The organism is Pseudomonas sp. GNP013 (assembly GCF_054343995.1).
In genome coordinates, this window is sequence record NZ_JBTGUT010000001.1 from 2,439,580 (window position 1) to 2,460,284 (window position 20,705).

The window sequence follows — 20,705 nt, forward strand, 5'->3', positions numbered from 1 at the left end:
CGCACCTCATCCCATAGGCAAGAAGCTACGGAATAACCATCATGGAGGCCAAATGACCAGTCAGTGCAATGACGAGATAAGTATTCTCGTCAACACTGGCCGATTTTTATGCGTGTTCCACCGTTTGGGACGCCAGGTTTAAAGCGCATGTACGTGATTACCGGTAGGCGGTGCCCTTGCGCGTAACCTACTTGACGCGAAACAACCCGTACGCGGGCTGGTTCGCGATGCCAACAAGGCGGGTTATTGGGCAGAATTGGGTTGCCAGGTCACACTGGCTCATATGGGAGGTGCCCAGTCGTTGACCGAGGCGTTCAAGGGCGCGATGGGTGTGTTTATCCTGCTGCCGTCGGGAGCCGGGCTTTCCTGCTGCGCGCACAAGGCGCCCGACATGCGTTACCGCGTATGCGCATGATTGATAAGCTCAATGAAGGCTGGATCTGCTGGGAGCAGGCGGAGGTGCTGAAGATGGAAACCCGACGCTAAAGGTGCTACGGGAGTTGGTGGAACAGCACCCACCGATGTGAAAGTGCCGAACGCTCAAGAATGACAGCGTGGTTTGTAAGATGGCTTGGCCTCAGCCAAGCCGAGATACAACGCAACTGACTTATGAGGATTCAGCATCGGAGCGGCGTACCGGAATCCAATTGATTTCATCAAAGTCAGGGATCAAGAAAGGCGCATCGGCCTTCATGCATACATATCTACGCATTAATGTCATTCCCCCTTTCGTATCAATCTCTATTTCTCCACTTTCAGGGTCAAAAAAGACATGCGTTATGCCTTTGCCTTGTAGGATTTCTGAATCTAGCTTGTTCGTTGCGAAAGGGTTGTGAAAGACAAAAAGTCCATCGCCGAGCGTTTCATCAGGAGAACTTCCGCTGTACCGGGAGATGTCAAGCGTACCATAATAGTTCTCCTTGGTGACCCTTATGTATTTTTCAAGTGGACTATGACTCTCGCACAAACTGGACAGCTTACCAAGGGTTAACATGCAAGAATAAATCACTGCTGAAACATGCGAATTTTCCCTCCCGGAAAACAAACCCAGCGTCAACGGCGAGCCATTTGATTTAATAAACGACTCGAGATACTTATACTCCTTACCATAAGTATCCTCACCTAGAATCAATAAATTCTGCGTATCCTCTGGATCATAGTAGGCATTGTACAGTAGTGCGAGCATCGGTAAGTAGTAGGACTGCCCGTAGTTAACCTGACCAAAATCTCCGACGGCCACGACAAACGAGTTATTTGTTACCTGCGCCTTGTACTTTTCCTTGAAAACACCTAACTTGTAAGATATGGCATTAGATATTCTCACAATGGATTCATCCATTATTTCCGGATACTCGTTTACGCCATATATTTCCTCTGTAGTTCGCTCCTCTTCTGTTCTTGCCCCGTTGGCAATATTTGCAACCACGGCCTCAACAAAAAACGTGCTACTCCCTCTCTTTAGATGAAAGTCAGGTGATACTGCGCCCGGCAGTATTGCGATGTTCTCTTCGAGAAAAAGCTCGTTAAGATAAATCTCCCAAAATACCGTGTGGAAGGTAGTCTGAAATTCATTTATTGTTTTTTTCAAGCCGTCCTTGACCAAGAACTTTTTTATCCATGAGGATAATATAGTCCTCTCTGCCGCATAGGGAACATCCAGAAGAAATTTGAATTTTTCACTCAGCCGTTCATCATCGACATTAATGTCAAACCAATCCATTTTTTTAATCACTCGTTCTCCTTGTACTATCGGCCCGACAACCTGAGAGAGGTGATCATCATTCTGCAGTTCTGCGACTGAACTTCCCTGTTTTCCACGCCCAGTCTTTCCCCGCGAAAATAAAGTACTTCCCTGCAACGGTGTGACGCTTAAAGATTTTTTTCAGCTCTGACTCGACAAATTCAATAACTTTCGTGCGATCTTTGAATTTATCTTCAAACTCTACAACATAAATATTTGAAGGCAATTTAAGAGTTTTTTTCTTCTTCCCGGAAACGACCTTTGAGTATTCAAGGTCGTCTAGGTCCCTAGAAATCTTCTTATAAACATTTGTTCCATTGGGTGACGTACCTACAGCCTTCAAATCAAAGGTGACCGTTACAAAATATCCCATGACTTTCCCTAATCCAAATGCCAACACATCGAGAATGATAGCCATGAGATATCATTGTATCAAGCCTATAAAAACCATTCAGGCAGATAATTTTTTGGCAGCGGCCAAGAGCCCCCGAAACTGTCGATAACGGATTTGCAGGAGTGAACGTTGAGCCACATCGGGAAAGTATCGTGTTTTTACAGGCATTCCCACCTGCAACAACTCTGCGTTCTGCCCTTTCGCCATAAACCCCAGTTTCGCCGCGCCAATACACGCGCTCAGTTCACTGCCGTGTAAGGTGTAGATCTCCCGTTCTAGAATATTGGCCAATAACTGCGCCCAGTATTCACTACGCGCCCCGCCGCCTACCAACGCAAATGCGCTGGCATCCGCACCACTCGACTGCACTGCATGCAACGCGTCCAGCAGGCCGAAACCGACCCCTTCCATCACCGCATACCCCAGCATCGCCGGTGTGCAGTCATGGCCCAGGCCCATGAAACCGCCACGCAGCAACGGGTCGTTGTGGGGCGTACGTTCACCCGCCAGGTAAGGCAAAAACAGCGGGGTGCTCAGCGGCACGCTCTCGGTGATAGGCAACTGCGCCTGCACCAGGTCCAACAGTGTTTGCTCATCCGCGGTACCGGTCAGGCGTGTCACCCAGCGCAGGCAGCTGGCACCGGCAAGCATCGCGCCCATGGTGTACCAGCGGTTGGGTAAAGCGTGGCAGAAGCTGTGCACGGCACTGGCCGGGTTGCCGGCGGCGTGGTCGGTGATGGCGACGATGGCCGCGCTGGTGCCCAAGGTAATAAAGCCGTCACCGGCATTGACCGCACCGATGCCAACCGCCGCCACCGGGTTATCGCCGCCGCCCCCGGCAATCACCACGCTGGGCGGCAGGCCCAACCCCCTGGCATTCAGTACACCACTGGCTGCGCCGCCTTCCACTAGCCGGGGCATGTGTGCCAGCGTCAGACCAGTGGCGTGAAGCATCGGCGCAAACCATTGGCGTTGCGCGACGTCCAGCCACAGCGTGCCTGCCGCATCCGACATATCGCTGATGCGCTCGCCTGTCAGGCGCAGGCGCAGGTAATCCTTGGGTGACAGCACGCAATCAATCGCCTTGAACACCTCGGGTTCGTGCCGTTGCAGCCACAGCAGTTTGGGCGCGGTAAGCCCGGCCATCGGCAGGCTGCCGGTGATGTCGGCAAAGCCTGCGCCCAGTTGCTCGGCCTCGGCCACCGCGCGGGAGTCGTCCCACAGGATCGCCGGGTACAACACGCGGTTATCGTCCCCCAGCAATACCGCACCGTGCATCTGCCCCGACAGGCCAATACAGGCCACGCGGCCGAAGGCCTCATGGGTGCGCAAGCTGCCCAGCGCCTGTAAGCAGGCCTGCCACCAGTCTTGCGGAGACTGCTCGGACCAGCCGCTATGACGGCGCGACACGCTCAAGCGCACGCCTGTCTGAGCCAGCACGTTGCCCAATGCATCCATGAGGATGGCTTTGAGTTCCGATGTACCCAGGTCAATACCGAGAGAAACAGGACTGCTCATACGCACGTGATTCCAATCAATGACAGCCACATGAATTGCGCACCTGCAGGCTCGGCGTCAGGCGTACGCTTTGCGGCGGCGCGCCAGGCGTGGCCATGCGTTGCAGCAACAGGTTGACCGCGCGCGTGCCCAGCGCCTGCACCGGCTGGGCGATCAACGTCAGGCGCGGCACGAAAAAATCCGCCCAGTCAAAATCATCGAACCCCACCAGCGCCATCTGCGTCGGCACTTGCAGCCCGGCGTCACGCAGGGCATGCATGGCGCCCAGGGTCATCAGGTTATTGCCGGCCATGATGGCCGTGGGCGGTGAATCCAGGGCCAACAGTTGCACGGTCGCCAGTCGCGCCGGCTCGGTATTCGAGCCGCCGTTGACCAGCAGTTGCGGATCGAACGGCAACCCCGCCGCCTGTAACGCCGCCTTGTAGCCTTCGACACGTTCATCGGTGGTGCTGAAACCCGGACGCCCGGCGATAAAGCCGATGCGACGATGGCCGTGTTCGATCAGATGGGCAATCAGCCCTTGGGTGGCCTGGGTGTTCTCCACGCCGATCTGGTCAAACTGCCCGCTCATCATGCGGTCCACCAGCACCGCCGGAATCCGGTTGGCGCGCAGGTATTCCAGGGCCATCGAGCCGTTCGAAGGCGCCAGCACAATGCCGTCGACCCGCCGATGGTGCAGCGCCGTGATCACCCGCAGCTCCTGCTCCGGGTCATCGTGGGTGTCGACGAACAGCATCATGAAGCCATGCTTGGCGCACTCGGTTTCAATCGCGTGCACCGTTTCGCTGAAGTAATGGTTGGACAGCGCCGAAATCGCCACGCCGATGGTGCTGGTGCTCGACCGCGCGAGCGAGCGCGCCAGGGTATTGGGGATGTACCCCAACGCCTGGATTGCCTGCTGCACCGCCAGCACCGTGGCCGGGCTGACCTTGCGGGTGCCGTTGAGCACATGGGACACCGTCGAAGTCGACACGCCCGCCCTGCTTGCGACGTCATCCATGGTGACCACGGCGCGGTTCCCCTCAACCAATCAACGTTTGCTCGACCAGCCGCTGTAGCTGCCGACATTGTCACGGGTGATCAGCTTGGGCGTGAGCTGGGTGACCGCTTCGGCCGGGGCCTTGTCGTTGAGCAGGTCATTGCCCACGTTCACAGCGGTCTGCGCCATGGCCCACGGGTCCTGGCTGGCGGACGCCTGGATCTGGGTGTCGGTTTTCAGGGCGTTCTCGATATCCGGCGCGCCGTCCACCGAGGTGATGATGATGCCGCTGCGCTTGAGCTGTTTGGCCGCCAGGTCACTGCCGATGGCTTGCGGGTCATTGATCGCGAACAGGCCGTCGATTTTCGGGAAGCGCGTGAGGTAGCCCTGCATCACGTTCAACCCGCCTTCACGCGAGCCCTTGCCGTCCTGGTCGTCGGACAGCACTTTCATATCCGGCGCGCCGGCCAGTGCGGCTTTGCAGCCTTTGACGCGGTCGGTCACGGCGGTGACCTGCGGGCCGTTCTGGATGATCACGTTGCCCTTGCCGCCAAGCTTGTCCACCAGGAACTGGCAGGCCAGCCTGCCGGCTTCGACGTTGTCGGTCTGCACCGTGGCGTTCACGCCCTTGGCGTCCACGTCCACCGCCACCACGACGATCCCGGCGTCACGCGCTTTCTTGATCGCCGAGGCCATGGCGGACGGGTCGACGGCGTTGATCAGGATCAGGTCGACCTTGGACGAAATGAAATTGTCGATCTGCGAAAACTGCTTGCTCAGGTCATAGTCAGCCGACACCGAGGTGACCTTGACGTTGGGGTTGAGCTCCTTGGCCCGCGCGGTGGCGCCATCGGCCAGGGTCACGAAATACGGGTTGCCCAGCGAGCCCATGCTGATGCCGAGTGCTTTGAGCTCACGGGCTTCGACGGCTTGGGACATCAGGGCAGCCAGGGCCATTACGGGAAACAGGCGTTTGAGGTTCATGCGGGTCTCTCTTGTGATTGTTGTGTGAGGAAACTCAGGTGCGCGCACCGGATTGGCGATAACGGTCCAGCGCGACCGCGCCGATGATCACAATGCCTTTGATGATGTACTGCCAGATGTCCGAGACGCCCAGCAATACCAAACCGTTGGTCAACACAGCGATGATCAGCGCGCCGATCAGGGTGCCGCCGATGGTGCCGACGCCGCCGGTAAAACTGGTGCCGCCGAGGATCACCGCGGCAATCGCGTCCAGTTCATAGGATTGCCCCAGTTGCAGGCCGTTGGCGGCAAACAGGCGCGAGGCGCTCATCACCGCGCCGAGCCCGGCCAGCGCGCCGGACATGGCGTAGACGAACAGCAGCACCTTCCACACCTTGATCCCCGACAGCCGCGCCGCTTCCGGGTTGCCGCCCACCGAATAGATCTGCACGCCCATCACCGTACGGCGCAGGATGAACCACGACAGCGCGACCACCGCGACGGCGATCACCACCAGCCAGGGCACGCCGAGGATCGAATCGTTGCCAATAAAGGCGAACGGCAGGTCGGGGTTGAACACCGTCTTGTCATCTGCCAGCAGGCGCGCCAGACCACGCATGGCGGTGAGCGCGCCGAGGGTGACGATAAACGGCGGCAGGCGCATGAAGGCGATCAACCCACCGTTGACCAGGCCCAGCAACAGGCCGAAGCCTACGCCCGCCGCGATGCCGAACATGCCGAACTGCGGCGACATTGACGCCTGCAAGGCCACCACGGCGGACGCTGCGAGGATCGCGCCCACCGACAGGTCGATGCCCGCCGTGAGGATCACAAAGGTCATGCCCGCCGCCAGCACCACGTTGACCGAGGCCTGCTGGGTGATGATCGAGAGGTTCTGCAGGGTCAGAAAGTTTTCGCTGGCCAGGGCAAAGCCCACCAGCAGCAGGACCAGCACCGGCAGCATGCCGACGGTGCGCATCAGCTCGCGAACCCGTTCTGCCTTGCCTGTCGTTGTCGCTACATTCACTTCAGCCATGCGCCACCACCTGATCGCCACCGGTGGCGAGGTCAATAATACGTTCCTGGGAGATGGCGTGGCCGGAGGCCCCGCCGACTTCGGCCACCAACTGGCCTTCGCGCATGATCAGCACGCGGTCGCAGGTGCCGATGATTTCCGGCAGTTCGCTGGAAATGACCACGATGCCAACGCCGGCCTGGGCCAGTTGATTGATGATGCGGTAGATCTCGGACTTGGAGCCGATATCGACGCCACGGGTGGGCTCGTCGAGGATCAGCACATGGGGCTTGACCTCCAGCAGCCGTGCCAGCAGCACCTTTTGCTGGTTGCCGCCGGACAGCGAGCCCACGCTGACCTTGCCCGACGCCACGCGAATCGACAGCGACTTGATCGCGTCATTCGAGCGTTGCGCGGCGTGCGTACGGTCGAGTACGCCGCCGGCGTGGGCATCCGGCACGCAAGCGCACACGTTGATGTTGTCGGCCACGCTCATGTCGAGGAACAGGCCCTGGGCCTTGCGATCCTCGGTGAGGTAGACCACGCCTGCGCGAATCGCATCGGCCGGGTTGCGCAGTTGGGTGACGGTTTTGCCCACCACTTCCAGGGTGCCGCTGGTGCGCGGGTCGGCGGCAAAGATCAACCGCGCCAGCTCGGTGCGCCCTGCCCCCACCAGCCCGGCGATGCCCAGCACTTCACCGGCGTGCAGGTCGAAACTGCAATGGCGCACACGCTTGCCATCGGCCATGTCACGCACGCGCATCACCACGTTGCCGGGGTTGTAGGCGGCGTGTTCCTTCTTGTAAAAGCCGGACAAATCGCGGCCCACCATCATCTTCACCAGCACCTCGGCCGACAGCGCATCGCGGGTCAGCTCGCCGATGTATTGGCCGTCACGCAGCACCGAAACGCGGTCCGACAGCTCGTAGATCTCGGCCATGCGATGGCTGATATAGATGATCGCCAGGCCCTGGCTGCGCAGTTGCTTGATCAACGCAAACAGGCGGTCGGTCTCGCGGGACGATAACGGCGTGGTCGGCTCGTCCATCACCAGGATCCTGGCGTGGGCATGCAGCGCACGGGCAATCTCCACCAACTGGCGCTCGGCAATCGACAGGCTGCTGACCGGCGTGGCTGGCGTGAACTCGGCACCCAGGCGCTGCAGCACCTCGACGCAGCCGACCTGCATGCCCTTGCGGTCGATGGTCCAGCCCCGGCGCAGTTCACGGCCCAGGTAAATGTTCTCGGCCACGCTCAGGTTCGGGCACAGGCTCAGTTCCTGGTAGATCACGGCAATGCCGAGGGCTTTGGCGGTCGCGGGGGTAAAGGTGGGGACGGGCTGGCCGTCGATGCGGATTTCACCGCCGGGATCGGCCTGGTAAGCGCCGGAAAGGATCTTCATTAACGTGGACTTTCCGGCACCGTTCTCCCCCATCAAGGCGTGGATCTCGCCGGGGAAGACCTTCAGGCCGACACTGTTGAGCACGCGCAAACCGTTGAAGGTTTTGCTGATGCCCTGCATCTCAAGCAAGGGTTCAAGGCTCATTGATGAGCTCCTGGATTTATTATTTTTGTAATCGAGTGGGGCCGACTGTAGTCAGATACATTTGCTTACGCAAGCGCTTGCGTGTGCATTTTGTCGGGGGGTTAAACGTTTCATCAGCGAGGTTTGGCTTGTTTTTGATCTGTTGAATGCAGTGCTGGCTGCTGGATCTGCATTCGGTCGATCTCGGCTGTTTGGATGGCTGCGGTTGTCAGACCTCTATACACTGCCGGGCTACGCAAGGCGGGCCCTGGAACGATTCCAGCCTGGATACCACAGGACGAAAATAGCGAAATGATCGCACAGAAAAAAAGTCAGTATATTTCCATTCAAATGGTGCGCGGCATAGCCGCCCTACTCGTTGTTTTGTTTCACTCTCATATCGCAATAGACATGATGCCGGACGGGTACAAAGTTGATATACCCTTCGTCTATACCCGTGGGCATTGGGCGATTTATCTATTCTTTGTAGTCAGCGGTTTTATTATTACGCACGTCACGTCGGGAGAGAAATTCAAGCTCTTTCCTTTTCTAGGCAAGCGCATCATCAGGATCTATCCGATATGGTGGCTTTCCTTTGTTTTCGCATTAATTGGCGTGTATATATTCAACGTCTCTTTTTCATACGGAACTCCATTTAATATAACGTCCTATATCAACTCGCTACTGTTATTACCCAGCACGATAAAGCCTATAAATTCAGTAGGTTGGACGCTGATATTCGAAATTTTATTCTACTTCGTCTCGGCCTTGGTGCTGATTCGCTACAGCCACAGGATATTGATGCTCACCCTTCTGCTGCTGTTCGGTATCGGCGCTGTCCTGTATTCCATTTCTCCAAGTCATCCCTGGCTCGTCAGCGCACTGGGGCACCACTTGTTTTCGCCGTTTCAACTGCTATTTGCGACAGGGATCGCGCTCTACCTGTATCAACGACAGTTGGCATGGATTCATCCAGCGGCAGGTTTCACTCTTTCCATTGCCACGGTTGCAGGAATCATCAATGCGCCATCAGCGGCATTGGGCTCGGGTGAGTTGTACTTTATTGTTGTCGGGGTCGCGCTGGCATCCAGTCTCCTGATAGTTGCTTTATTGAATACTGAACAGCGCGGCTGGTTGCACAGCACAAACAAAGCCATTGCAATCCCGGTGTCCATGCTGAACAGCGCGGGTAACTGCTCATTCAGCCTCTACCTGTTCCACTGGGGGATTTTCACCATAGTGGGTTCTAAAGCCACCCAAGCCTATCTGCAGCTGCCGGCCTGGACCGCAGAATTGTGGCGATTTGGCTGGATCGCTATTTCCATTGCGGTAGCAATGTTCATGTACCGATTCTTCGAAGCGCCGATTTCCCGCCATGGTGGCCGGATTATCCGCCGCCTCAGCGCCCCCTCGGGTCCAAGCCTTCCTGCCGATTCAAGGGAATGGACGACCCAGCACAAGGTGGCACTTGTGATCGAGATCCTGAGTCAGAAGATAACGGTCAAACAGGCTTGTGAAACATTCAACCTGGAACTCAAACAAGTTGAGCAGTGGCTGGGCGCCGCCCAAAAAGGTATGGAGGGGGCTTTTCAGTCGATCCCGCTGGATTCGCAAGCTCGCGGATAAGTGGACCAAATCTTTGGCGGCGCACTCTAACCAGGCGCCGCTTTTTAGTTCCACGCGCAAGGCGCAAGGACTTCGGGTCAATTTCCAGCCAATAAAAAACCCCGTAGACGTTAATCTACGGGGTTTTCAAGAGTGGAGGCCGAGGTCGGAATCGAACCGGCGTAGGCGGATTTGCAATCCGCTGCATAACCATTTTGCTACTCGGCCTCAAACGATGAATACCTTTACCACCGACATTCACCGCATAAAAACTTGAGTGGGCTATAAGGGCCTGCCTCTACTCGAACAACTATAACTCACTATAACCTATTGAATACATTGAGGTTTTTAACGCCTCGTTGCGTTCGATGGGCGCCATTATGTACCGATTTACCCATGCCTGCAACCCCTTGATTTGGAAAATATTTCGCGTCGCATCAAGGGGTTGCGCGCCTGCCCTACTCCTTTATGTGCTGGGTCTGGTACTGCGGGTCGGCCTGGATCTGGGCGTCGGTAAACGGCAGTGGGCGCAGCTTTTTCTCGGCGAATGCCTGGGTCTGGTCGTTTGAATATTTCGAGTCGGGATTGCTCGATTCGGAGAACGCGAGCACGCCGAGTGCCTGCGGGCCTTTGTCGTCGAAGGTGACGATTTGCAGGTAGCTGGTGCCGCTGACGACTTCGCGCTTGCCGTCGGCGCGGGGTACGGTTTGCATGGCGTTGTAGATGCCGAGTTCCTGCGGGCCGCCGTGCATCGGGGTTTGGCCGGAGACCTGGACGTCGCCCCAACGGCTCACGCCGAGTTTGCCGACGGCTGCGGTCGAGGCCAGCATGGCTTCGCGCAGGGCGTTGGCCACCGGCGCGCGGTCGATGGCGAGGCCGCGCGGGGTGGTGAGGGGGTTGGCGGGGTCGAAGGCAACGCGCCAGGCATCGGGGGTTTGCTGCAGGTGTTCCATCAGGTTGATGAAGTGCAGCAGGCCCACGCCGCTGTCGAGGTTGGCGCGTTGGTCCCAGGCCTTGAGGCTGCTGCACAGCGGTTGCAGCGCGTCGGCGTCGCCGCCCAGCTGTTTGGCGCAGAACGCCAGCAGGTCGGGCATGACCTGGCCGGCCAGGTACACCTCGTTGTCCATCACCAGGCCTTGCAGGTCGGTGACGCTGATCGGTTGTTTCTCCAGGGCATGCAGGCGCTGGAGGGCGAAGCGCGCACGTGGGCCGAGGCCGATGGAGTCCTGGCTGATCACCGGGGAGAAGCCGCTCAATGGCGCCTTGGGGTTGACCATCCACGCGGAATCATTGGAATGCTGCACGTAGTCGGTGCGTTGCAACTGTGGCAACTGCTCTGCCGGGAAAATGCCCGCCTGCGCCGCGCGCGGGTCGATGTCCCAGGCGCAGGCGCTGTGGGCGCCGTCGAGTACGATCATTTGCAGGCCGGCGCGGGGGTCGCTGCATTGCGCCAGTTTGGCGGCGCTGACGTTGGGCACCACCGACAGATTCATGTACAGGCTCTGGCCCTGGTCATCGGCGGCGACCGTGTTCACCCACGGAATGCCTTGCAGGCTGTGCACCGAGGTTTGCAGGGATTTGAGGCTGTCGGCGCGGTTCATCGCGTACCACTGTTGCAGCACGCGGTCGTTATCCAGGTTGGCGTCGCGCAGGCTGAAGGCGTACCTGGCGTCCCAATCGAGTTTGCCGGGCCACTGCACCACCGGGCCGAACGGCGAGCTGTAAACGGTGTGGTTCACCGTTTTGAGGCTGCCGTCCGGCTGCTTGACCTGCACGGTGACCGACGTTTTCTTCAGGGCCACGGATTTGCCGTCCAACAGGTAGCGCGTAGCGTCCTTGGGGTCGAGCGTCAGCCGGTACAGGGTGAAATGTTTGGACGTGTCCACCGTGTGCGTCCACGCCACGTGCTGGTTGAAACCGATATTCACCACCGGCAGGCCCGGCAGTGCGGCGCCCATTACGTCCAACTGGCCGGGGATGGTCAGGTGCATCTCATAGAAACGCATGCCGCCCACCCACGGAAAATGCGGGTTGGCCAGCAGCATGCCACGGCCGTTGAATGAGCGATCACGGCCCACGGCGACGGCATTACTGCCGCGGTCCAGACTGAAACGCTGCTGATTGGCCGCTACCGTTGCAAACGCCTTGGCGTCGGGCTGTACGGATGCGGTGGCCTGGGGTGGCGTCGCACCCACCAGCGCTTCGGCGAATTGACCAACGCCGCCTTCCACCAGCAGCCTGCGGGTCAACTTCACCAGGTCGTCGGCTACCAGCGGGCGCACCCAGGCACCCTGGCATTGCGCCGGCGCGCCCTGCTCTTGCAGATAACGGTTATAGCCGGCCACGTAGCCTTCAATACGCTGTCTGATCTCCGGGCTCTGGGCTTTCCAGAACGCCGCGACGGTCTCCGGCGTGTTCAGCCAGGTGAAGAACACATCGCTGGCGAGGTTGTTGCGCTCTTCCAGGGTCGCCTGATCGGGACCGAAGAACCTTGCGCGCTGACCATTGACCGTGACCACTTCATTGGCCAGCAGGCACAGATTGTCCTGGGCGTAGGCGTAACCGATACCGAAGCCCAGGCCGCGCTCATCGGTGGCGCGTATGTGCGGCACGCCGTAGGTGGTGCGGCGGATATCGGCCGACGCCTGCGTCACCTGCTCCCGTGCCGATGCGGCCAGGCTCACCCCCAGCAACAGACCCGCCATGCACACCCTGGACAACCCATTGGTAATAATCACGCAGACTCCACAGTCAAATTGAACACCCTCACCGGGGGGTAACCACCCCTCCGTAAGAACGCAAAAGACCGTGCACAATTTAGCCGCCGGAGCGCTTTATTCCGTGTGTTTGCCTTGTGACAAAACCGATACCGACAAAATTTCTACATTCGCCACTTCATGATTTTGCTCGCTCGTTCGTCTTATTACCTAAGAGCGCCATCATTTTCCTGATCAGGCTCTGATAAGGAGTTTTTGCATGTACAACCCGCCAGTGACCACGGATGGACATTCATCGGCCACCGATGCCAAGTTCGGCAGCGGCACCCAAGCGTTCGGCAAGACACCCGAACAGCAAGGCAACCAGCGTATTCGCCATTTGCTCAAATGTTTTGGCCTGCGTACCAGCCTGATTCGGCTGAAGGTCATCGACGCCCTGCTCACCGCCGCCGACAACCAGCGCACCCTGGGCGTGCGCGGGGTGCACGGCCACCTGCTGGAGCTGGGCATCCCGCTGTCGTTTCTCAGCGTGCGCGAGGTGCTCAAGCGCCTGTGCAGCGAGGGCGTGATCACCCTCAATGCCGACAAGAGCTACAGCCTCCACGAAGAGGCCGCCAAAGTGCTCGAAGGCCGCGCCTGACTCCACTCAGAAGTTGGGCTTGACCTTGCGACGCATGATGCCGTTGATCACCACCACGACCACCGCGATGGCAATGGCGAGGTACTGAAAGGTTTTTTCGCTGATCACGCCCGTGTTCTGCAGGTAGGACAGGCCGAACATCGAGCCCAGTACCACCAGGGAGATCAGAATCGAGTACTTCAAGCGTTGCTTTTGGGTCATGACGGGTTCCTGAAACGTTAAGAATGTTGCACCGAGGCCGGATATTACAGGCGCTGAAAAACTTTGGCTTGTCTGACTGACGCGCTGATGGCGGCGAGGAAGGTACGAATTTTCTTGCACCATCGTACCTAAAGCTCCTACAGACCAAGCCGATACCCCTACGAAGCTCCAAAAAAGCCGCGTCAACAATAAACGCTTCGTAAGGACGACCCCATGCCCCCACTGCGCTCCATCCAAGCCCGCTATACCCTGTTTCTGCTGCTGTTCGTTCTGGTGTTGATCGTGTTGACGGTGGTCGGTATCGGCCAGTTGGTCGCACCCACGTTGCGCCATACCGAAGAACAGGTGGTGCTCAACCGTGTCGCGCAAGTGGCCGAACGTATCCAGGGCGAACTGAACAAGGTCCAGGCCCAGCAACGCAGCATCACCCAGACCATACCCCTGCTCGACAGCGATGCCATCGACAAGGTTCTGCCCGGCCTGGTGGACCAGTACGGCGAGCTGAAGGTGTTTGGCGGCGGCATCTGGCCGTTGCCCAACCAGCGCGCGCCGGGGCGCAACAAATTCAGTACGTTCTGGCACCGCGATGCGTCGGGCAAGCTGGCGGTCAATACCTTCTGGAACAGCGACCCTGCACCCAACTATTACGATCAGAGCTGGTACAAGGGCGGCCTCGCCTCCCCGCCCGGCCAATGCGCCTGGGCCGCTGCCTACAAGGACGACGCCAGCCAGGAGCCGCGTACCAACTGCGCCATGGCGATCCAGCGTGATGGCGCCGCCTATGGCGTGTCCACCATCGACGTGACCCTGGGGTTCTTCAACGACCTGGTGGCCGCCAAGGAAAAAGACATCGGCGGGCAGATGCTGATCGTCGAGGCCGACGGCAAGATCATCAGCAACAGCACCCGTTTCAGCAGCCCGGTGGTGTTGAAGAACATCAGCGAACTGACCGGCACCTCGGCGTTTGCCACCCAGGTCAGCAAGGCCCTGAGCCAACGAGAGCAAGGCCTGCAGCGCAGCGAGTTCGACAACGGCGGCGTGGCCAGCACCTTCTATATGCGCCCGATCGAGGGCACACCGTGGTTCCTCGCGACCGCCCTGCCCACCTCGCTGATCACCGCACAACGCGATGACGTGCTCGGCAGCCTGGCCCTGCTGCAAATCCCCATGGTGTTGCTGCTGGTGCTGCTGGCCGCCTACGCGATCCGCCAACTGGTGCAGCGCATGAAGTCGCTGACGTCCAACATCGACGCGCTGTCCGCTGGCGATGCCGATCTCACGCGGCGCATCACCATCCGCGCCGAAGACGAAATGGGCGCCATCGGCCACTCGGTGAACCGTTTTATCGTCTACCTGCAAAACATGATCGGCGAAGTGACCCAGGCCACCGGCGCCATGTCGTCGGGCCTTGAGCAATTGCAGCGGACCTCGGCCCACACCAACCAGATCCTGGTGCGCCATGCGAGCGAGACCGACCAGACGGTCACCGCCATCACCGAAATGAGCTCCACCGCCGACACCGTCGCGCAAAACGCCGCCGAAACCGCGGCCTTCACCCAGCGCGCCAACGAACACGCCGACCGTTCCCGCGTGGTCGTGGGCGAAGCATCCACCAGCGTCAGCGCCTTGATCGGCGAAGTGTCCAGCGCCACCCACAGCGTGGAAAACATGCGCCAGGACGCGGCGCGCATCACCGAAACCCTCGGCGTGATCGGCGCCATCGCCGGCCAGACCAACCTGCTCGCGCTCAACGCGGCCATTGAAGCGGCGCGCGCGGGCGAGCAAGGTCGTGGCTTTGCGGTGGTGGCCGACGAAGTCCGGGCGCTGGCCGCACGCACCCAGGCCAGTACCTCGCAGATCAATGAAATGCTCGCCCGCTTGACCAGCGGCGTGAGCTCGTCGGTGGCGGCCATGGAAAATACCCAGGCCAGCTGCCAGTCGGCGGCGGACGCCACGGCGCGGGTGAATACCGGGCTGGATGAGATGGCCGGTTCGGTGGCGCACATCAACAACCTCAGCACCCAGATCGCCACGGCCGCCGAGCAGCAGAGCGCAGTGACCGAGGAGATTAACCGCAGCATGGTGCAGATCCGACAGATGGTCGAAGAGCTGGTAGAGAGCGGCCATGCCACCGAAACCAATACCCAGAGCCTGCTGGAGGCCAATGGCCGAGTGATCAGCCTGATGGGGCGTTTCAAGGTGCAGTGATAAATTTATGAAACACTCCCGTGCACAGCGCGGGAGTGGGACTATTCTGACAGCTCAAGGATTTCGCCACACAGGAGGTGTGCCATGCGCACTGCCGATTGCTCGGTCCGTCTGGAGCGGATCAGTCAGGAACGCTTTCTCCAGGCCCCTATCGACGCCGTCTACGACTATGTGACCCAGCCGGATCACTGGCACGAATGGCACCCTACCTCCCTCAGCGCTGACACCGGCACCCGTGGTTCCCTCGCCGCCGGCGCACGCTTTGGCGAAATGATCGACCTGCTCGGCGTGCGTGTGCCCCTGAGCTACCGCGTGCAAATCGCCCAGCCCCCTGGCGAGTTCAAGGCTGCATTTACTTCGGTGGCGGTCGACGGTTCCATCCACTACTTCCTGCAACCCTATCGCGACGGCACGCTGTTCAAGCGTGTGCTCACCTACGAAACCGAGTTGCAACTGGCCACCTTGCATGCGCGCATGGTCGAGCTGTCGGCGCTTGCGCTGGACCGGCTCAAGCAACGGCTGGAGAATGCCTGACCCCTCCACGGTGAAACCCACGATGAATCCTCGCACTTGATCGGCTACCTCGGCCTGTTCCTCGCGGCCTTTGGCGCCGCCACGCTGTTGCCGCTGCAATCGGAAGCCGTGCTGGTCGGGCTGCTGCTGAGCGGTGACTACGCACTGGGGTGGCTGCTGGTTATCGCCACCCTGGGCAATGTGCTGGGTTCAGTGGTCAATTGGCTGCTCGGCCGTTGGGTGGACCATTTCAAGGACCGGCGCTGGTTTCCGGTCAACGCCAGGCAGTTGGAAAAAGCACGTAACAGTTATCAACGCTGGGGGCACTGGACGCTGTTGCTCAGTTGGGTGCCGATCATCGGCGACCCACTGACCCTCGTCGCCGGCGTCATGCGCGAGCCGCTGTGGCGATTCCTGCTGCTGGTCACCCTCGCCAAAAGCCTGCGGTATGGTGTACTCGCTGCCGTGACGCTGCACTGGGTATTAATTCCTGCTTAATCCACTGTAAACAGCATCCGGACACCTTTTCTGGAGTATTGCTCATGCCTCTGATCCGCGACATGTTCATCACCGGCCTGCTCGCCACTGGCGCGGCCTCAGCCTTTGCCGCCACCTACGGGCCTGAACTGCAAGGTTTCCAGTACCCCTATCCGCTCAAGCACTTCGAGTTCGAATCCCAGGGCACGGCCCTGCAGATGGGCTATATGGACGTGCCGGCCAACGGCATACCCAATGGCCGCAGCGTGGTGCTGATGCACGGCAAGAATTTCTGCGGCGCCACCTGGGAAGGCTCGATCAAAGCCTTGAGCGATGCCGGCTACCGGGTTATCGCCCCGGACCAGATCGGCTTTTGCACCTCCAGCAAGCCCGAGCACTATCAATACAGTTTTCAGCAATTGGCCACCAATACCCACCAACTGCTGGAACAGCTCGGCGTGAAAAAGGCCACGATCATCGGCCACTCCACCGGCGGCATGCTCGCCACCCGTTACGCACTGATGTACCCGGCACAGACCGAACAGCTGGCGATGGTCAACCCGATTGGCCTGGAAGACTGGAAAGCGCTGGGCGTGCCCTCTATCAGCGTTGACCAGTGGTACGCGCGTGAGCTGAAAGTCAGTGCCGAGGGGATTCGCAACTACCAGCTCAACACCTATTACGTCGGGCGCTGGAAGCCGGAGTACGAGCGTTGGGTGGACATGTACGCAGGCTTGAGCAACGGCCCGGGGCACACGCTAGTGGCATGGAACTCGGCGTTGATTTACGACATGATCCTCACCCAGCCGGTGTATTACGAATTCAAAAACCTGAAGATGCCCACCCTGTTGCTGATCGGCACGGCCGATAACACCGCCATCGGCAAGGACGTGGCCCCGCCCGAGGTCAAGGCCAAGCTTGGCGATTACACCGTGCTGGGCAAGCAAGTGGCCAAGCTGATTCCCAAGGCGACACTGGTGGAATTCCCGGGCCTGGGCCATGCGCCGCAGATGGAAGAACCGGCTCGGTTTCACAAGGCGCTGTTGCAGGGGTTGAACAGCCTTTAATCCAACTTTTTTCGAGGCACTCGTGAATGTCGGTACAGATCGCAGTCATTGATGATTGGCAGGACGTGGCCAGTGGCGTGGTGGATTGGTCGGCGCTGGCGCAGGTCGGGCAGGTGCACTTCCTGCATGACTACCCGGCGGACACCGCGGTGATGATCGAACGGTTGAAGGCCTTCGACGTGATTTGCCTGATGCGCGAACGCACGGCCTTCGACCAGGCGCTGCTGCAAGGCCTGCCCAACCTCAAACTGCTGGTGACCGGCGGCATGCGCAATGCCGCCATCGACATTCCCGCCGCGAAGGCGCTGGGCATCCCGGTGTGCGGCACCGACAGCTATAAACATGCGGCGCCGGAGCTGACGTGGGCGCTGATCATGGCCTCGACGCGCAACCTGCTTGCCGAAGCCGCTTCGCTGCGGGCCGGTCACTGGCAGGTCGGCCTGGGCGGCGACCTGCACGGCAAGACCCTGGGCATTCTCGGCCTGGGCAGCATTGGCCAGAAAGTCGCCAGGTTTGCCCAGGCGTTCGGCATGCGCGTGATCGCCTGGAGCGAAAACCTCACACCCGAGCGCGCTGCCGAAGTCGGCGTGACCTGGGTGAGCAAGCGCCAGCTGTTCGAGCAGGCCGATATCCTCACCGTGCACCTGGTGCTGAGTGCCCGCAGCCGCGGGCTGGTGGACGCCGAGGCGCTGGGCTGGATGAAACCGACGGCCAGACTGGTAAACACCGCACGCGGGCCGATTGTGGATGAGCAGGCGCTGGTCGAAGCCCTGAGCGCCGGGCGACTGGCCGGGGCGGCGCTGGATGTGTATGGCGAGGAACCGTTGCCGGTCGATCACCCCTTCCGGCGCTTGCCCAATGTGCTGGCGACGCCCCATGTTGGGTATGTCAGCGAGCAGAATTACCGGCAGTTCTACCAGCAGATGATCGAAAACATCCTGGCCTGGGCTGAAGGTGCGCCCGTTCGCGTGCTGGCATAACCGTCCGCCGCACCATTGCAGGGCAGCTCTGGCTTGATTCGGAATGAGCAGGCCACTGTGGTGAGCAGGCTTGCCCTGCGTTGGGCTGCGCAGCAGCCCCTTCTGCAAATGTGTGATCGCTGAGGGAGCGCTGCGCACTCCGACGCAGGGCAAGCCTGCTCGCCACAACAGCGTGGTCCACAACAGCCTGCATCTAGCAACCACAACGCCCATTTTGCACAGCGTCAGCCCTACCGGCCGTCGGCTTATATCCGTCCGCCAGCCTGTTACAAGTCTTTTGTCCTACAAAATCTTCCCAAAATCCCTACGGTGTCTGGGTTATGTCCTAGACTGATGACCCATGGGTCCGTTTCAAAATAAAAACCCCGCAAAAAATCGAAACTTTCAAACTCTGCCATAGGTCAAGTTTCAGGTAGGGCGTGTTCAGCGGTTCCCGCCAGATGCCGTCCATCCAATCTTTTCGACATAACCGTGCAGCTGGCATACGCCTTGCCAGTTTGTATAGCGCTTGTGCGCCTGGCCGCAGGAAGCGGCCAATTCGAGCTAGTGGCAGCGGGCTATTAGCCGACCAACATCAAGGGGAGTGCATTATGATCAGTGCCGCAGTTGTAACTCAGGGAGAGCGTTTTAGTCAGCCGGTAGGGGGGCCTACGTCATTGGCCGACCTGCCCGGCACTGTGCGGCCGATCGTGAGTCAAAATCCAAATCGCAAGAAAGTGCTGTTTGTCACCTCCGAGTTTGCCGACCTGGTGAAAACCGGTGGCCTGGGTGACGTCTCCGCTGCCCTGCCCCGCGCCATGGCGCATCTGCATGATGTGCGCGTGTTGATCCCCGGTTACCCGCAGGTGATGGAAAGCGACAACCCCATCCACATCGTCGGCGAGCTGGGTGGCCATGCCGCGCTGCCGCCGTGCAAGATCGGGCGCATGGACCTCAAGGATGGCCTGGTCATCTATGTACTGATCTGCCCCGAACTGTACGAGCGTGAAGGCACTCCCTACGGCGCCAACAACGGCCGCGACTGGCCGGACAACCATATTCGCTTCGCCCGCCTGGGTCTGGCCGCCGCTGACATGGCCGCCAACCTCGCGCAGATTCACTGGTGCCCGGACCTGGTGCACGCCCATGACTGGCCTGCCGGCCTGGCTCCGGCCTATATGCACTGGCGCGGGTCACGCACCCCGACCCTGTTCACTATCCATAACCTGGCCTATCAAGGCGTGGTCAGCCTGGCCTCGACGCCGGAGCTGGGCATTCCGCCCCACGCCCTGCAACAGGAAGGCATGGAGTTCTACGGCAAGATGTCGTTCCTCAAGGCCGGCATGGCGTATTCCAGCCATATCACCACCGTGAGCGCCACTTACGCCGAAGAAATCACCACCCCTGAATTCGGCTGCGGCCTCGATGGCTTTTTGGCCAGCAAGACCCAGCAAGGCTTGCTCAGCGGCATTCCCAACGGGATCGAAGACAGCTGGGAAACCTCCACCGACCCGCACCTGACCCACAACTTCAACATCGGCGACTGGGAAGGCAAGGCGGTCAATGCCAGGCAAGTGCGCGACCTGTTCGGCCTGAGCGAATCCACCGGCCCGCTGTTTGCGGTGGTCTCGCGTCTGGTGTTCCAGAAAGGCCTGGACCTCACCGAGGCCGTTGCCAGCTTTATCGTCGAGCAAGGTGGTCAGATTGCGATCATCGGTCGCGGCGAGCCGGAAGAAGAAAACGCCATGCGCGAACTGGCATTGCGCTTCCCGGGCCAGATCGGTGTGCGCATCGGCTTCAACGAAACCGACGCGCGCCGCATGTTCGCCGGCAGCGATTTCCTGCTGATGCCGTCGCGCTACGAGCCGTGCGGCCTGAGCCAGATGTACGCCCAGCGTTTCGGTTCGCTGCCGGTAGCGCGCAACACCGGCGGCCTGGCCGACACCATCGAAAACGGTGTGACCGGCTTTCTGTTCAATGAATCGACCGTCGACAGCTACAAGGAAGCCCTGAGCCGCGCGTTCAAGGTATTCGCTTTCCCGGACCTGCTTAACGCCATGCGTTGCCGGGCCATGACACGACCTTTCAACTGGAGCCAGGCGGTGGAACCCTACGCCGAACTCTATGAGCAACTGGTGGCTAAAGCACTGGGGAAATCCGCTAAATAATCAAAGGGAGGTTTT

18 protein-coding genes, 1 tRNA gene and 1 pseudogene are annotated in these 20,705 nt (G+C 59.6%); 10 read left to right on the top strand and 10 right to left on the bottom strand.

Annotated elements, in window-relative coordinates; genetic code table 11:
- The first annotated feature begins 217 nt into the window (after window positions 1-217).
- Entirely contained in the window at window positions 218-415 is a 198-nt protein-coding gene (locus tag ACXX81_RS10750) for a hypothetical protein (RefSeq protein ID WP_245229187.1), read from the top strand.
- A gap of 192 nt (window positions 416-607) precedes the next feature.
- On the opposite strand, the gene ACXX81_RS10755 is transcribed toward ACXX81_RS10750, so the two are convergent.
- The 7 genes from ACXX81_RS10755 to ACXX81_RS10785 are packed head-to-tail and all read right to left on the bottom strand — an operon-like array spanning window position 608 to window position 8,156.
- Window positions 608-1,732: a hypothetical protein gene (locus ACXX81_RS10755; RefSeq protein WP_458571645.1), complete on the bottom strand. Its 1,125-nt coding sequence runs from the start codon at window positions 1,730-1,732 to the stop codon at window positions 608-610.
- Between the two features lie 46 nt (window positions 1,733-1,778).
- Entirely contained in the window at window positions 1,779-2,159 is a 381-nt protein-coding gene (locus ACXX81_RS10760) for a hypothetical protein (RefSeq protein ID WP_458571646.1), read from the bottom strand.
- A 33-nt stretch (window positions 2,160-2,192) separates the two neighbouring features.
- Window positions 2,193-3,653, bottom strand: a complete 1,461-nt coding sequence (xylB, locus tag ACXX81_RS10765) for a xylulokinase (RefSeq protein WP_458571647.1) — start codon at window positions 3,651-3,653, stop codon at window positions 2,193-2,195.
- A 16-nt stretch (window positions 3,654-3,669) separates the two neighbouring features.
- Window positions 3,670-4,662, bottom strand: coding sequence for a LacI family DNA-binding transcriptional regulator (locus ACXX81_RS10770; RefSeq protein ID WP_458571648.1), 993 nt, complete (start codon window positions 4,660-4,662; stop codon window positions 3,670-3,672).
- Window positions 4,663-4,683: 21 nt separating this feature from the next.
- The gene (locus ACXX81_RS10775; protein WP_209981784.1) at window positions 4,684-5,616 is read right to left on the bottom strand and encodes an ABC transporter substrate-binding protein; all 933 of its coding nucleotides are present in this window, start codon (window positions 5,614-5,616) and stop codon (window positions 4,684-4,686) included.
- 34 nt (window positions 5,617-5,650) lie between these two features.
- A complete protein-coding gene (locus ACXX81_RS10780; protein WP_057009817.1) occupies window positions 5,651-6,631 on the bottom strand; it encodes an ABC transporter permease subunit in 981 nt (326 codons plus the stop codon).
- Window positions 6,624-8,156: a sugar ABC transporter ATP-binding protein gene (locus ACXX81_RS10785; protein ID WP_458571649.1), complete on the bottom strand. Its 1,533-nt coding sequence runs from the start codon at window positions 8,154-8,156 to the stop codon at window positions 6,624-6,626. Before ACXX81_RS10785 ends, ACXX81_RS10780 begins: the two co-directional genes overlap by 8 nt.
- A gap of 291 nt (window positions 8,157-8,447) precedes the next feature.
- Between ACXX81_RS10785 and ACXX81_RS10790 the strand changes: the two genes are divergently transcribed.
- Complete coding sequence (locus ACXX81_RS10790; RefSeq protein ID WP_458571650.1) at window positions 8,448-9,761, top strand: acyltransferase family protein; 1,314 nt, start codon at window positions 8,448-8,450, stop codon at window positions 9,759-9,761.
- A gap of 133 nt (window positions 9,762-9,894) precedes the next feature.
- Here the strand turns inward: ACXX81_RS10790 and ACXX81_RS10795 are convergent.
- Both ACXX81_RS10795 and pvdQ read right to left on the bottom strand, forming a co-directional pair.
- A tRNA-Cys gene (locus tag ACXX81_RS10795) sits at window positions 9,895-9,968 on the bottom strand.
- Window positions 9,969-10,198: 230 nt separating this feature from the next.
- A complete protein-coding gene (gene pvdQ, locus ACXX81_RS10800) occupies window positions 10,199-12,478 on the bottom strand; it encodes a bifunctional acylase PvdQ (RefSeq protein WP_458571651.1) in 2,280 nt (759 codons plus the stop codon).
- Between the two features lie 238 nt (window positions 12,479-12,716).
- On the opposite strand from pvdQ, the gene ACXX81_RS10805 reads away from it, so the two are divergent.
- The gene (locus ACXX81_RS10805; protein WP_209981772.1) at window positions 12,717-13,097 is read left to right on the top strand and encodes a fe2+ zn2+ uptake regulation protein; all 381 of its coding nucleotides are present in this window, start codon (window positions 12,717-12,719) and stop codon (window positions 13,095-13,097) included.
- A 6-nt stretch (window positions 13,098-13,103) separates the two neighbouring features.
- On the opposite strand, the gene ACXX81_RS10810 is transcribed toward ACXX81_RS10805, so the two are convergent.
- Window positions 13,104-13,298 (bottom strand): hypothetical protein, encoded by a 195-nt coding sequence (locus tag ACXX81_RS10810; RefSeq protein ID WP_209981770.1) that lies wholly within the window; start codon window positions 13,296-13,298, stop codon window positions 13,104-13,106.
- Window positions 13,299-13,511: 213 nt separating this feature from the next.
- On the opposite strand from ACXX81_RS10810, the pseudogene ACXX81_RS10815 reads away from it, so the two are divergent.
- The 7 genes and pseudogenes from ACXX81_RS10815 to glgA form a co-directional block, all read left to right on the top strand.
- Window positions 13,512-14,645, top strand: a pseudogene (locus ACXX81_RS10815) (HAMP domain-containing protein); the annotation flags it as partial.
- A 48-nt stretch (window positions 14,646-14,693) separates the two neighbouring features.
- A complete protein-coding gene (locus ACXX81_RS24730; protein ID WP_502317193.1) occupies window positions 14,694-15,506 on the top strand; it encodes a methyl-accepting chemotaxis protein in 813 nt (270 codons plus the stop codon).
- Window positions 15,507-15,590: 84 nt separating this feature from the next.
- Window positions 15,591-16,040, top strand: a complete 450-nt coding sequence (locus ACXX81_RS10825; RefSeq protein ID WP_209981766.1) for an SRPBCC family protein — start codon at window positions 15,591-15,593, stop codon at window positions 16,038-16,040.
- A 39-nt stretch (window positions 16,041-16,079) separates the two neighbouring features.
- Window positions 16,080-16,517, top strand: a complete 438-nt coding sequence (locus tag ACXX81_RS10830; RefSeq protein WP_209990326.1) for a YqaA family protein — start codon at window positions 16,080-16,082, stop codon at window positions 16,515-16,517.
- A gap of 44 nt (window positions 16,518-16,561) precedes the next feature.
- A complete protein-coding gene (locus ACXX81_RS10835) occupies window positions 16,562-17,563 on the top strand; it encodes an alpha/beta fold hydrolase (protein WP_458571652.1) in 1,002 nt (333 codons plus the stop codon).
- Window positions 17,564-17,589: 26 nt separating this feature from the next.
- On the top strand, window positions 17,590-18,543 hold the full coding sequence (locus ACXX81_RS10840) for a D-2-hydroxyacid dehydrogenase family protein (RefSeq protein WP_231421206.1): 954 nt from the start codon (window positions 17,590-17,592) through the stop codon (window positions 18,541-18,543).
- 590 nt (window positions 18,544-19,133) lie between these two features.
- A complete protein-coding gene (gene glgA / locus ACXX81_RS10845; RefSeq protein ID WP_231421204.1) occupies window positions 19,134-20,690 on the top strand; it encodes a glycogen synthase GlgA in 1,557 nt (518 codons plus the stop codon).
- Window positions 20,691-20,705 lie beyond the last annotated feature (15 nt).

What these genes read in the sequence shown, in the direction of transcription:
- ACXX81_RS10760 (WP_458571646.1), bottom strand. Translation starts at nt 2,159, where the DNA reads ATGGCTATCATTCTCGATGTGTTGGCATTTGGATTAGGGAAAGTCATG.
- xylB (WP_458571647.1), bottom strand. Translation starts at nt 3,653, where the DNA reads ATGAGCAGTCCTGTTTCTCTCGGTATTGACCTGGGTACATCGGAACTC.
- ACXX81_RS10775 (WP_209981784.1), bottom strand. Translation starts at nt 5,616, where the DNA reads ATGAACCTCAAACGCCTGTTTCCCGTAATGGCCCTGGCTGCCCTGATG.
- ACXX81_RS10780 (WP_057009817.1), bottom strand. Translation starts at nt 6,631, where the DNA reads ATGGCTGAAGTGAATGTAGCGACAACGACAGGCAAGGCAGAACGGGTT.
- ACXX81_RS10785 (WP_458571649.1), bottom strand. Translation starts at nt 8,156, where the DNA reads ATGAGCCTTGAACCCTTGCTTGAGATGCAGGGCATCAGCAAAACCTTC.
- ACXX81_RS10790 (WP_458571650.1), top strand. Translation starts at nt 8,448, where the DNA reads ATGATCGCACAGAAAAAAAGTCAGTATATTTCCATTCAAATGGTGCGC.
- ACXX81_RS10805 (WP_209981772.1), top strand. Translation starts at nt 12,717, where the DNA reads ATGTACAACCCGCCAGTGACCACGGATGGACATTCATCGGCCACCGAT.
- ACXX81_RS10810 (WP_209981770.1), bottom strand. Translation starts at nt 13,298, where the DNA reads ATGACCCAAAAGCAACGCTTGAAGTACTCGATTCTGATCTCCCTGGTG.
- ACXX81_RS24730 (WP_502317193.1), top strand. Translation starts at nt 14,694, where the DNA reads ATGTCGTCGGGCCTTGAGCAATTGCAGCGGACCTCGGCCCACACCAAC.
- ACXX81_RS10825 (WP_209981766.1), top strand. Translation starts at nt 15,591, where the DNA reads ATGCGCACTGCCGATTGCTCGGTCCGTCTGGAGCGGATCAGTCAGGAA.
- ACXX81_RS10835 (WP_458571652.1), top strand. Translation starts at nt 16,562, where the DNA reads ATGCCTCTGATCCGCGACATGTTCATCACCGGCCTGCTCGCCACTGGC.
- ACXX81_RS10840 (WP_231421206.1), top strand. Translation starts at nt 17,590, where the DNA reads ATGTCGGTACAGATCGCAGTCATTGATGATTGGCAGGACGTGGCCAGT.
- glgA (WP_231421204.1), top strand. Translation starts at nt 19,134, where the DNA reads ATGATCAGTGCCGCAGTTGTAACTCAGGGAGAGCGTTTTAGTCAGCCG.